The organism is Alteromonas sp. CI.11.F.A3, assembly GCF_032925565.1.
Classification (GTDB): domain Bacteria; phylum Pseudomonadota; class Gammaproteobacteria; order Enterobacterales; family Alteromonadaceae; genus Alteromonas.
On record NZ_CP136708.1, the window covers coordinates 2,013,550 to 2,026,832 of the forward strand.

General features: G+C 43.8%; 11 protein-coding genes. 5 read left to right on the forward strand and 6 right to left on the reverse strand.

Annotation, left to right across the window (positions count from 1 at the left end; genetic code table 11):
• Positions 1-20 precede the first annotated feature (20 nt).
• Positions 21-449, reverse strand: coding sequence for an OsmC family protein (locus tag R1T43_RS08650; RefSeq protein WP_317355014.1), 429 nt, complete (start codon positions 447-449; stop codon positions 21-23).
• A 314-nt stretch (positions 450-763) separates the two neighbouring features.
• On the opposite strand from R1T43_RS08650, the gene msrA reads away from it, so the two are divergent.
• From msrA to R1T43_RS08675, 5 genes are all read left to right on the forward strand, one after another.
• The gene (gene msrA, locus R1T43_RS08655; RefSeq protein ID WP_317355015.1) at positions 764-1,357 is read left to right on the forward strand and encodes a peptide-methionine (S)-S-oxide reductase MsrA; all 594 of its coding nucleotides are present in this window, start codon (positions 764-766) and stop codon (positions 1,355-1,357) included.
• Between the two features lie 186 nt (positions 1,358-1,543).
• On the forward strand, positions 1,544-2,332 hold the full coding sequence (locus R1T43_RS08660; protein ID WP_317355017.1) for a substrate-binding periplasmic protein: 789 nt from the start codon (positions 1,544-1,546) through the stop codon (positions 2,330-2,332).
• A gap of 216 nt (positions 2,333-2,548) precedes the next feature.
• The gene (locus R1T43_RS08665; RefSeq protein ID WP_317355020.1) at positions 2,549-3,148 is read left to right on the forward strand and encodes a molybdenum cofactor guanylyltransferase; all 600 of its coding nucleotides are present in this window, start codon (positions 2,549-2,551) and stop codon (positions 3,146-3,148) included.
• Positions 3,149-3,358: 210 nt separating this feature from the next.
• Positions 3,359-4,645, forward strand: coding sequence for a beta-propeller fold lactonase family protein (locus R1T43_RS08670; RefSeq protein ID WP_317355023.1), 1,287 nt, complete (start codon positions 3,359-3,361; stop codon positions 4,643-4,645).
• 291 nt (positions 4,646-4,936) lie between these two features.
• Positions 4,937-5,872 carry an alpha/beta hydrolase gene (locus R1T43_RS08675; RefSeq protein WP_317355026.1) on the forward strand — a complete coding sequence of 312 codons (936 nt, stop codon included), beginning with the start codon at positions 4,937-4,939 and terminating at the stop codon, positions 5,870-5,872.
• 183 nt (positions 5,873-6,055) lie between these two features.
• Here the strand turns inward: R1T43_RS08675 and R1T43_RS08680 are convergent, their stop codons facing one another.
• The 5 genes from R1T43_RS08680 to manD form a co-directional block, all read right to left on the reverse strand.
• Positions 6,056-7,864: a putative bifunctional diguanylate cyclase/phosphodiesterase gene (locus tag R1T43_RS08680; protein ID WP_317355030.1), complete on the reverse strand. Its 1,809-nt coding sequence runs from the start codon at positions 7,862-7,864 to the stop codon at positions 6,056-6,058.
• Positions 7,865-8,175: 311 nt separating this feature from the next.
• A complete protein-coding gene (locus R1T43_RS08685; protein ID WP_317355033.1) occupies positions 8,176-8,955 on the reverse strand; it encodes a hypothetical protein in 780 nt (259 codons plus the stop codon).
• Positions 8,956-9,065: 110 nt separating this feature from the next.
• The gene (locus R1T43_RS08690) at positions 9,066-10,856 is read right to left on the reverse strand and encodes a sodium:solute symporter family transporter (protein WP_317355036.1); all 1,791 of its coding nucleotides are present in this window, start codon (positions 10,854-10,856) and stop codon (positions 9,066-9,068) included.
• Positions 10,857-10,869: 13 nt separating this feature from the next.
• Positions 10,870-12,006 carry a Gfo/Idh/MocA family oxidoreductase gene (locus R1T43_RS08695; protein WP_317355038.1) on the reverse strand — a complete coding sequence of 379 codons (1,137 nt, stop codon included), beginning with the start codon at positions 12,004-12,006 and terminating at the stop codon, positions 10,870-10,872.
• Positions 12,007-12,049: 43 nt separating this feature from the next.
• Positions 12,050-13,267, reverse strand: a complete 1,218-nt coding sequence (gene manD / locus R1T43_RS08700) for a D-mannonate dehydratase ManD (protein ID WP_317355040.1) — start codon at positions 13,265-13,267, stop codon at positions 12,050-12,052.
• Between the last annotated feature and the right edge of the window lie 16 nt (positions 13,268-13,283).

Below are 13,283 nucleotides of genomic sequence, written 5' to 3' on the forward strand. Positions count from 1 at the left end.
TTGCGTAATGATAAAGATTACTACTTCAACGTGTACTCAAGGGTGATTTTCGTATCTAAAAGCTGTGAAACGGGGCAGTTGTCTTTTGCTTCCTGAGCAATTTTAGCGAATTCGTCTTCGGTAATTCCCTCAACGATCGCTTCAAGGCTTAACGCTGACTGACTTATTTCATAACCATCGTCTGTCTTATCTAAACTGATTTTAGCGGTAGTGTTTAGCTCTCCGTCATCATAGCCTGCGCCTGATAGTGCAAAAGATAAGGCCATGGTGAAGCAACTTGCGTGCGCCGCCCCTATTAGTTCTTCGGGGTTGGTGCCTTTGCCATCTTCAAAGCGTGTATTAAATCCGTAGGGTTGATTAGATAATGCGCCTGTCTCGGTAGAAATACTGCCTTTGCCTTGCTTACCTAAAGGTTTGTATGCTGCACTGCCTGATTTAACTATGCTCATTTGCTATTTCCTTACGTTTTGACCAAACCGGTTATATGGTTTGAATTTTAAAAACTTAACGATGCAAGTGCTCTGCCGATGTCACCGATTTTCTGCAAACCAAGGCCATGCGGGCGATAGCGTTGAAGTAATATGAGTTAACGCACCTAGTATTGGTAGTGTAATGTCGTTACAACATGCGTAGGTTACAGGGCTAAATGAAAATTTTACTCGCAATTATAATGACTCTGAAAATGAAAGTTTTTAGGACTTAATCCGTTCTTTATTAGTGAGCTGTATGTTTTTATCTTCGATAGTTAATTTTAAGGTTAATAATGAAATCTATTTTGCCCGCATTATTGTTAAGCACGTTTATCGCTGCCCCAATTGCCACTGCTGACGAGACTGTTCTGGCTGGTGGATGTTTTTGGTGCATGGAATCTGATTTTGAAAAATTAGAGGGCGTAACCGATGTGGTCTCGGGTTTTACCGGAGGAGCAGTGCCTAATCCTACTTATAATGGTAACCATAAGGGGCATTATGAAGCTGTGAAGATAACTTACGATGAAAGCAAAGTGTCGTATCGAGAAATACTCGACCATTACTGGGTGAATATTGACCCATTTGATGCAAGGGGGCAATTTTGTGATAAAGGCCCCAGTTATTTAAGTGCCGTATTTGTCGCTAACAATGAAGAACGTGCTATTGCACAAGACACTAAAAATGCGGTGAAAGCACAATTTCCAAATCAAACCGTGGTTACCCCAATTTTGGATTCATCGACATTTTATCCTATTAAAGGCGACGAAATAGGTCATCAAGATTTCTATAAAAAAAGCCCGGTGCGTTACAAGCTTTATCGCTGGAATTGTGGCCGCGATCAGCGCCTAGAGGAGATTTGGGGAGAGAAAGCAACAGGTAAGTCTTAGTTACTTGCTTCTTGTCATCATTATTACGTAATGCTGCGGTAGACTTAAATACAGGTCTGCTGTGTGCAGCATTGCGCGGTTTTTAGTTTTATCTCGGTATTTTTTCTTTATAGTAATTTAAAGTATAGGTAATCGTTGTTTAACACTAAATAGCGATGAAATAACCAAAACGGCTGGATGTAGTACATGAAAAAGTGCGTTTTAATAAAGCTTATCTTGCTGTGTTTGGGGCTTTCGTCTTACTTTAGTGTGGCCGAGCAACACCCAAAGCCGCCACCGCTTGATAGCGATACCCTATTAACTACGGGTTCAAGTTACTTCCCTTATGTTGATAAAGATGCGCAAGATGGTGGCTGGTCTGTTTCATTGGTAAAAGCTGTTTTCAAGCACATGAATACCCCCATTTATATCGACATTTTACCCTGGCAACGTGGTTATAAATGGGCACTTGAAGGCAAGTATCAAGGAACATTTCCCTATGTTCATACCGACGAACGAGCCAAGTCGTTTATTTACTCTAAACGCATTAATTCAATTCCCGTACGTATTTACACCTCGAAAGAAATGAAAGTTAATACATTAGCTGATGTGACAGGGGCTCGCCTTTGTTTGCCATATGGCTATAGCTTAAGCAGCGAACAGTCAGAGTTTATCAACGCTTATAAGCTTTCTGTTCAACGAGCGGTTGATGCAAGAGGCTGTATTGTTCAAGTATCAAAAGGGTGGGGCGATATAGGCTTTACTAATGGTTACTTGAAAAGAGATCATAATTCAAAACTCCTTGAAGTATTTGACAGTGTCAGCATTATCGATATTCCTGTAGCCACTATTCCGCTTTACTATATTGTTTCTAAAGAGCTTGAAAATGCGCAGGCGCACATCGATGAATTTAACGCTGCATTAGCACTCATTGAACAGTCTGGCGAGCGCGGCCAAATAGATGCGCGTTTTGAAGCCATAGCCAATCAAAAGTAGTACCGGTTGAAAATGTTTCTAGCCATTAAGCGCTTCTATTGCACTTAAGCAATCGTACTATGCGCAATAGATAGCCTCATTCAATTACCGTAAATCGCCAACTACATTGAGCCTAGGCTAATGTTAATTGACTGAAATTTATGATTATCCGCATGCTAATAGCGTGATAAGGTTGGTTGGAGTTGTGTTAAAAGTAGTATAGGGAAAGGGGGCGATATGGCCATTGATGGTGTAGTACTAGCAGGTGGGCTTTCAAGCCGAATGGGGGAAGATAAGGCGCTTTTGAAACGTGATGAGCGCGATATGCTTACTTACACTGCGGACTTAGTTTCTTCATTGCCTATTGAGCGTTTATTAATTAGCCGAAATGAAGCGACTACTGTTAGTTATCAGTCTAATAAATATGCTGATAACTACAAAGTGGTGAATGATGTAGTGGCCAATATTGGGCCTTTGGGCGGAATATATTCTGTTGCTAAACAAAGCAACGCGGATGCACTGATTATCACGCCAGTCGATTTGCCCCTGTTGCGAAAAGATGATTTAGAGCAGCTTATCGCCAAAGGCACCAGCGCAAAACGGCCTGCTTATTTTTCCCATCACTATCTACCCTTGTTTTTGCCGTTAACGACAGAGGTTCGACAGTACCTTGAAGGTGTTGTTAAAGGGCAAGTGGCGCAACGTTCAGTCAATACCATGTGTACAAATTTTGATGCAATTGAAGTCTCGCCGGAAAATAACGCGCGGTTAACCAACGTGAACACACCAGCGCAGTGGGATGCCGCTAAAAAATTGCTATCTTTGGCCGGAAATTAACGACACTTCAACGAACATGGCCGTACTTGTTAGTGTGTTTATTCATCAGCTAGCTTATGATTTAAACGGTTGTTACCAAGCCGCTTATAGTAAACGACTTGTATAAAATAGTTTGTACCAAAACGCTTGTGCTAAAACGTTAGTAAGACAAAGTTCATCAATTACACCAAATTCAATATTGCTCGTTCAATACATTTAAGGGTTAACGCAATGCTTTGTATCTCTTTACCATCCGCTAAATCTTTTATGCAGATAGCTGGCTTTTGCATTGGCAGCGTAGTGGTTTCTTTCACGGTGAGTGCCGCTAATGTCGAGCGCCAAGCCAGCGTTAGAAACCAAGCCTCGGCGAATGGTCAAGAGCTGCTATCCCCCAGCTTGGTTAACGTTGAACGCTATTCTGAAGCAGATGTTAGCCATCCGGTTCCTCAATTCAAGGTGGATGCAAGCTGGCCTAAAATGCCGAAAACATTGATTATTGGTCAGGTGCCAGGGTTGTCGGTAGATAAAAACGATAACCTGTGGTTACTACACCGACCGAATTCACTAAGTAAGCTTGATGTCGGGCTTACCAACAATATGGGGCTTTGCTGTGAAGCTGCCCCTCACGTTTTACAATTTTCACCACAAGGCGACTTACTGAATGCGTGGGGCGGGCCTGAAATATCACCTTCAATAAACGGTGAAAACCAGTGGCCAGCAACGGTCCATGGATTATACGTGGATGATGAAAATACGGTGTGGTTGGGCGGAAATGGTGACGGTGACCATGTGGTGCTTAACTTCACGGAAAAAGGGGAATTTATTCGCCAGTTTGGTACTCGCGGTAAAACAGACGGAAACTTAAGTAAATCAACGCTAGGTAACCCTGCCGATATTTTTCATAACACCCACACTAATAAAGTTTTTATTGCTGACGGGTATATAAATAAACGGGTGACGGCGTTTAACACAGAGGCCAACGAGTTTGACCAATTATGGGGCGCGTACGGTACAGCACCTGGCGGCGGCACCCGTGAAGGTGCGTTCGATGTTTCTCAAGCCACGGCGAATGCCAGTGCTACCAGCACACAAGCACAAAACTTTGGTGATATCGTACATTGTGTTACTCAAGCAAGTGACGGCAGAATATATGTGTGCGATAGACGAAATAATCGGATTCAAGTATTTAAAGCTGATGAAAGCGGCACGGTTAATTTTATGCAAGACGTAATAGTGGCGGGCGAAACCGGCGGCTTAGGCACAGCCTCTGATATCGCGTTTTCGCCCGACAATAAATACATGTACGTGGCCGATATGATGAATGGTCGCATTTGGATTTTATTACATGAAAACTATCAAGTGCTAGGTAGTTTTGGTCGACCTGGTCGCTATCCGGGGCAGTTTACTTGGCTTCATAGTGTGGTAGCTGATAGCGAGGGTAACCTGTACACCTCAGAAGTCAGTACAGGCCGACGAGTACAAAAATTTGTACTAACCGGCTTTGAGGCTACTCAATAAGATTAATCTACAAGGCTAGTCAATAAAGCTGGGCAGCAGAACTGGGCAACAGAGCTAGCGCTAGACATAAATCCAAACACTTAGCACTCGCGCTAAGCCGAAGAATAAATAGCAGTAATAGGGATGACAATGGCTCGCCATTCAAGCGTTAAATCATATTGTGTAAGAAGTAAGCGTAATAAAAATTTGAGCCTTGGGGCTACTCTATTTATTAGAGGGGCATTTATTAAAGGGCTATTTAGTACAAGGCCGTTCACTACAAGGCGGTTCACTACAACGCTATTACGTTCAATGCCAGTAAGTTCGGTGCTAGCAACATCAGTGTTATCAAGCGCATTACTATTAAGCACAGTGGCTGATGCCAAATTAGATGTAGCTGAACATAATCAAAGCCTAAGCCATTCTGCAGCCTCAAGCCAGAGTGTAAACTTAAGCCAAAACATAAACTTGAGCTCGGGAGCCAAAGGGGTACTGGAAAAGTCTAGCTGCACCGCTAACAATGATACCAACCTTGAAATAAAAGGCGCGGTACTGCTAATACACGGTTGGGCAGGGCAAAAAGATGAAGTGGGCGACTTATATAAAGATTTATCGCACCAGTTAAGCGCGCATTGTATTGCTTCTGTCAGGTTTGATGTTCGAGGGGAAGCGGAACGTGAAGCAAGTAATTATACGCTATCGAGTACCTTTAAAAGCCGGGTAGAAGATGCGCAGGCCGGGCTAGATTACTTGCAAGCGCAGTATCCTAACACGCCATTGGTGGTTGTAGGGTTTAGTTTAGGGGGCGCGACGGCTATGGAGTTGGTTAGTACGCACCCTAAAACCTTTGATGGCATGGTGTTATGGTCTACAGCGCTAAACCCGAATGAAATAGTGACGAATAGTCAAAACTTTAAAGAAGTTCGACAGGCTTTAGAACAAGGGCAAAGCACATTAAAAAGCTGGGTTGATTTAACGCTCACCAGAAAGCATTTGTTGGGCATGTTGGGCTACAATCCCATTCGAAACTTAGGTGAATTTGAAGGGGAACTATTAGCGATAAGAGGCTCGAACGACTATTTACCCGCTCATGAAAAGGTTATTTTTGATGCGAGTAATGCGGTGCGTGAAGATGCCTATTACATAGGTGGCGCCGATCATATCTTCAACGTATATGAACCTAATAAAAGCAAAAAAGAAGAAGTGCTGAATTTATCTGTTAATTGGATCAAGCAGCTACTAAATTAACGAAAGTTGCTGTTTCAGCAAAAGACTGAAACCATCAATTGAATAATTAGTTTCAGAAAGTCCAGCTCACAAGGCCCAGCTTAGAGCGCCCAGCTCAGATAACTCAGCTAAGAACGCCCAGCTCAGAAATGTCAGATCAGTAAGCAAGAGTCGGATAAAGGCGAGGATATAAAAGCTGCTGTGTTAAGTGTTACGGCTTTTCAAAAATTCCATTAACGCGTTTTCGGGTAAGGGTTTTGACCAGAAATAGCCTTGCCCAGTGTCGCAGCCAAGTAACAGCAGCTTTTGCAAGGTCTCTTCATCTTCAATTCCCTCAGCCACCGTCTGCAAGCCTAAACTGGCTGCCATGTTGATAATAGCGCCTACCAAAGACTCATCGTGCTCCGAGAAACACAACGGGCTTATAAACGATCTATCTACTTTAAGCTTTGAAGCGTTAAAGTTTCGAAGATAACCCAAGTTAGAGTAACCCGTACCAAAGTCGTCAATGGCAATGGTAATGCCAAGCTTGCTCAGTGAAGCGAGTTGCTTTTGTATTTGCTCGGTTTCATCAATCAACAACGATTCGGTTAACTCTAGTTCTAATGCTTCTGGAGGTAAGCCCGCTTCATACAATGCACTTTCAATAGTGCGTTGAAGCTGGTCATCTTTAAATTGCATCACCGATAAATTCACTGCCATACGTATGTCAGAATGTCCCTGCTGGCGTAATTGGGCACAAAATTGGGTGGCTTGACGCACTACCCAGCTACCTAACTCATTAATTAAGCCACTACTTTCTGCCAAGGGGATGAATAAGTCTGGCGGGATCATACTCCCATCAGGTTGAGGCCAGCGTAGTAATGCTTCTAGGGTTTTAATGTTGCCACTCTTTAAATCTACGATGGGCTGGTAGTGCAGCTCGAATTGTTGTTCACTCAGCGCTGGGCGCAAGAGTTGTAGCATTTTAAACTTGTTTTCGCTGGCTTTGTCTAAACTCTCATCGTAATGGTGATAGGTATTGCGGCCATCTTGTTTCGCTTTATACATAGCAATATCGGCTTTTCTGCATAGCTGCTTAAAATCGGTGCCGTCTTTTGGTGCGCTAGCTGTGCCTAATGAGGCTGAAACCCTTACTTGGTTTTGAAATATATCGAAAACAGATGCGCACTGCCCAATCAGAGCATTAGCGAGCGATGTCAACTCATCACTTTCAGGGTTGAAAGGGGCAATAACCAGAAATTCATCACCACCGAAGCGGATGAGATATTGTTTTGGCGACAAGATTTCTGTGAGCTGTTGGGTAAGTGATTTAAGCAATTGATCGCCCGCCGCATGGCCTAACGCATCGTTAATTGGCTTAAAATTATCTAAATCAATAAACAGTAATGCTAATGACTGCCCATGTTCTTCACACTCGCTTAGCGATAAATTAAATAGGGTTTCACCATACAGCCGATTAGGTAAATTGGTTAGGCTGTCGTGGTGCGCCAAATGCTGAATTTGCGTGCGACTTTGCGCCACTTTGATATTTTCGCCCTGAAGCGATGTCATTAAGTCTTTGATATCACGAACTAAAATGTAAACACTAAAACCTGTGACGATAAATATCACTAGTGTGAAAATTAAATGCTCCCAACTAGTTGAAGGGATATGGGGTGTAATAATACCTTGGAGCGACAACCCGACAATAAGCACACATTGCAAAGTAACAAAAGAAAGTAGCGTTATGAACAAGCCTACACCGCCTAAAATAGCGGCGAAAATTACTAGGGTGGGGTAACCCAAAATAGCTATGTCGAATAACCCTGCACCGGTTGCAGCTAGGGCGAACAACATGGAAGATAATGACACCAGCAGGGTAGATGCTGAGGCAAGTACTTTATGTTTATATGCGAACACAAACGCGGCAATTAAGCAGGTAAGGCCGACGGCAATAATAATAAAGGTAACATTGCGCGCCACAGAAAGAGAAGCCACCAGCCCGAGAGCAGACACTCCACAAATTTGCATGAGTCTACGACGACGTATTTGATTAAACGCGTCTTTATCTATGGTTAAAGCAAAATTTGGAATTGTAAGCTCTTTCTAGTGACTAATGGTATTGAGAGATATATTTATAATAGCGCACTTTCCTAGTAGGGTAGATTAATTCCAGCGCTTGTATTAATACCTTGTGCCGCTTGCCGATACTTTTGTGCAAAGTGAGAATGTGCTATTGATGGTGTAAAAGCACTTCTTGGTTGCTAGCCCTGCTGCTCTAACAATTTTTTACTCTGCCACTCTGCCACTCTGCCACTCTGCCACTCTGCCACTGGGCTAGTTCAATATATTTGCTTCAATACAGTAGTCACTTCTTTTGACACTTTTTCATACTCTAACGATTCCACAAAGCCTATGGAAAATGTTTTAGGCGTATTCAAAAACTTGTTTTTTTCTTGGCGGCCAAAGCCGAGCACAGTCATGTAAGGGCGGCTTACGTAGTTGTCGGGGTGAGTATCATCGTCATGGTTTAACAAGAAAATCATTCGTGGAGATGATTCATCGCCAAAGGCATACCATTCAGGGTAAGGTAAATCGCCCTTGAATGAATCATTGATAGGGTGGCGTATTTCAGTAGCAGAATTATACCAAAAGTCGGTGTCATCCATGCTACCGCCAGGCACACCTTCATATTGCACCCAATAATGATAGCCGGGGCTTACCGTTGTCATTGTGAAATCACAATGGGTAGGGTAGAAGTCCCACTGTCCTACCCATTTCCCATTCCCGGAAGTAAATGCTATGCGTACGTGATTGTCCTTTTCAAAGAGAACGGTACTTGTGGCACTGTCAGTCCCCGCATTCATGGCGTGAAAATAACTGCCATCTTGTTTATGGATGGCATTGGGGAAGCCGCGGTATTCACCTTTGTGGCCTGAACCCTTAATGTTGTTAAAACCAATCCAGTCTACCCCGTCTTTATCAAGCATGCTCGATAACCCACCACCTTGCTTTTCAAGATAGTAAGTGGCCGACGGGGTTGAAATAATATAGGCAGGTACAGGCCCAGCCGACTCATCTATACCCTCAGTTAAGTTTACCCTGTAATTCTCATTACTCATTAAGCAACCGAAAAGCATGAGAGAAAGTAAACCCATACCTAACCAGTGTGCCAATGTTTGTAGGCTTGATACACAAGTAAAAAACTTGCTTATAAACGCGGTAAATAGCTTTATTCTAAGCATGGCTTTTTACTCAACGATGCGGTGTTACGGGTAAGCTCTTTTTTGGCACTGTGTTTAAGCAGTAAACCTATGGTTAACATGATAAAAGCGCAACCTAAAAACATGAGTCTGCCCCACAGAGGATTAGGAATTAGCATCATAACGAGCATGCCCGCACTCATAATAATAACCATCACACCTAATTTATTGCGTTGTTGGCGGTCGTAATCGTCTTGCTCAAAATCTGCAATTACTGGGGTTTCCACATCGTCAAAGAAACGCTCGGTTTCTGCTTTATGCGCGTCTTTTTCGGGGTTGTAAAACAAGGAGGTTGCACAGAAAAAGCCAGCGGTAATAACCAGTTGAGCAACGATAATAAGCATGAGATTAAGATCAATTGACTCACGGCGGGTAAGTGCTTGTTCTAGCCCAATCCAGCTAGCAAAAAGCTCAGGTGTGAATACATTCATCATTAACCAAGAAACGGTTAGGCCTATGGCGACGGTTACCCAAGGCGCCCACTGGGGCGTTCTTTTAATAAACAGGCCAAATATTAAGGGAATGAGTAGCGGAACTTGAATCATCGTAGATACATTCATCATCAACTCAAACAAACTTAGCTCTTTTAATGATTTAAAGAACAGTGCAACGGCGATAACCATAATACCGCTAATAAAACTGACTAAACGGCTAACATTCAACAGGTGTTTATCTGACACTTGTTTCTGTTTTTTCAGCAATAAAGGTTGGTATAAGCTTCGTACAAAAATACCCGCGTTTTTATTAAGCGCTGAATCCATTGACGACATAGAAGCCGCGAATAACCCCGCCAGCAACAACCCAACAGTGCCAAGGGGCATAGCATTACGGGTGAATACAAGATACACCGCATCGCCCGCTTTATTGCCTAACTCAGGGTAGGCGGTTGCGGCATCAGGATACAAGATGGCCGATGCCCAAGGGGGAATAAACCAAATAATACTGCCAACGCCCATCAATACCATGGCAAGTAATGCGGCTTTTCGTGCGTTAATGGTGTCTTTTGCGTTTAAAAACCTAAACGAATCGTTCAGGTTCATAATGGTGATCAGTTGTTTTGCCAAAAAGAAAACAAAAGTGCCAACAAGCAGTAGGCCGTAGTTCATGTCTGGCCCCATAACAAAATCGACAGGGAAATCGGTTACTAAGGCAACGGGTCCACCTACTTTTACAAGCGCTACAATGGCGCAGGCTATCGAGATAATAGCCACAATAAGGGTTTGTACAAAATCGGACGCTACCACGCCCCAGGCGCCAGACAATACCGATACAAACAGCACGGTAAGGCCAGTAGCAATAATGGTTACACTGATATCGGCATTAAATACGGCACTAGAGAAAACACCAAGGGCGTTTAACCACACGCCAGCGTTTATCATGCTAAAGATGATCAGCGCCCAAGAGAAAAACTGTTCGTTCTGGCTACCGAAGCGACGTTTAATGCCTTCGGTGGGGGTGTCCACACGCATTTGTCTAAAGCGAGCCGAAAAATAGAGCCAGCCACAAAAATAGGCAAAGGTATTAGCGAAGAATACTAAGCTTATGGCAAAGCCATCACTAAAGGCTTTCCCCGCTGCGCCCGTAAAGGTCCAAGCAGAAAATTGTGCCATAAAAGCGGTTGAGCCAACCATCCACCATAGCATTCTACCGCCACCACGAAAGTAGTCGCTGGTGGAATTTTTGGCCATCGATTTAAACGCAAAACCGATACCGAGGATCAGTAAAAAGTACCCTGCAATAACGAGATATTCATAGACCATGGGACACCTTTAATTACAGTTGGCTAACGTCTATCCAATTGTCATTTCGACGAATGAGATCGATGAGTTGCTGGTATTGCGCTCCTTCTTTAAAGGTTTGATAAGGCGCAACGGTTTCACCTTTCACATCGTTCACTAATTCGCGAATTAAATAGCGCCAATTACGTTCGGTGTCACCTTCGCCTTCGGGAGTGTTGTCTATGATGTCTTGCGGTAGTGGCAATTCAGTCCACTGGTTGTTTTCATCATAATAATAAAGTGGGCCGCTGGCATAGTGACCTTTTATAAAGATGGCACTCTTGCTGCCGTAAACAACGATATGGTCGTCGGTAAAGCGGGGTTGTAAACCACCATGTTTAAACAACACCGAGACCGGTTTTGCTGCACGTTCACTTTTTAACTGTGCTAGCACGGTGTACGACCATTCTACATTCGATTCCCCCCATTTGAGATTGGGGTCGTTAAGGTCATTGGGAATAAAGTCGCGGCGCTTTTTGAAGTTATGTACGCCTTCAACAATCGGGGCTTTACCCAAATCATCCCGTACTTCACCCATCATAGATAAGATTTCTTCACCCACAATGGAAGTGACAATTGAAAGCTTATGGGTAAAGTTGTTATTTAAGCGCCCGCCACCGTCTTCTTTGCGGTGCGACCAGCCAAAAGGAATGTCACGCTCTAAGTTAAAGTGTGAAATACACTCTACTTCTAGTGGCTCACCAATCATTCCTTGTTCCACTAAACGTTTGGCGTGAATAACATGAGGCATGTAGCGAAAGCTTGAAGCAAAAGCGGTTTTCACCCCTTTTTCTTTGGCTAATTCATACAGTTTTTTAGCAGAATCACCGGTGGTAGACAGGGGCTTGTCACTAAACACATGGCAGCCAAATTCAATAGCTTGAATAATGGGTGTTTCGTGGGCGCCGCCGGGGGTGGCAATAGACACTATGTCTGGCTTGCAATCTTCAAGCGCTTGTTGCCAGTCGGTACTGAAGTAAGGTATTGAAAGTTCTTTCGCTACGTTCTCTACGACGCTTGGGGTTCTGCCCACAATACCAACCACTTCTGCACCCGCATATCTAAAGGCTTCTGCATGCCCTTGGCCTGCAAATCCAGTGCCTTGAATTAATACCTTAATAGGGTTACTCATGTTCTTTCCTTTATCGAATTTGTTATTACAGCGCTAAATAGCTTTACCAGTTCCACACAGTGCCATCTTCTAATCGGCTCACCGGTAAATAAGAGCGTTTGTAAGGGTATTTTTGCGCTGCTAATTCATCAAAATCTACGCCCAAGCCAGGTGCGTCTAAAATGGCAACCGTACCGTCTTTAACTTCATAGCGATGGGGAAAGATTTCGTTAAGTTGTGCATTACCAAAACCAACGAACTCCTGAATACCAAAGTTTGGTGCCCAGATATTTAAATGCATATGGGCAGCAAAGCACACTGGCGATAAATCGGGTGCTCCATGAGGCGCGGTTTTCACATTATAAATATTGGCAAAATCGGCAATGCGGCGAAGGCCGGTTATACCGCCCGCATGGGTAGCTGCTGTACGGATATAATCAATAAGCTGATCTTGAATAAGGTCTTTGCATTCCCAAATGGTGTTGTAGGTTTCACCTATGGCCAGTGGGGTAGTGGTGTGATGCCTAATTACCTTATAGTTTTCTTGGTTTTCAGCCACGGAAGCATCTTCAAGAAATAACAGGTTATAAGGTTCTAATAGCTTACCCAGTCGCGCCGATTCGATAGGGGTTAGCCGGCTATGCACATCATGAAGTAGGTGAACGTCATTGCCTAAGCGGGCACGGGCTTGCTTGAAAAGGTCTTCCACCATATTAAAGTATTTTAGGGTAGACCAAGGTTCTTCCGGAGGGAGAGGGCGGTTGCCTTGTAATTCAAAGTAGTCTTTCTTATCGCCAAGCACGCCGTAAGTAACCCCTAACCCGGGGATGGCAGTTTGCAAACGTACGGCTTTGAACCCCGCATCAATATGGGCTTGCGCTTTATCAATGGTCTCTTCAATAGTGTCGCCGCTCGCATGTGCGTACAAGGTGACTGCCGTACGGCTTTTTCCGCCCAGCAACTGATAAACAGGCATATTAGCGGCTTTGCCTTTTATGTCCCACAATGCCATATCAATAGCAGCAATGGCGGCCATATTTATCGGGCCTTTACGCCAATACACCCCTTTGTAAAGATATTGCCAGATATCTTCGATGTCGTGAGCATCACGGCCAATCAAGCAAGGTGCAATATGCTCTTCAAGGCATGTGACCACCGCCATTTCTCTGCCATTTAACGTAGCATCGCCAATACCGTAAATTCCGCTATCTGTAATGACTTTCACGGTAACGAAATTACGTCCCGGACTGCACACAAATACCTTAATTTCTTCAATCTTCACCAGTCTTCCCTCAGCG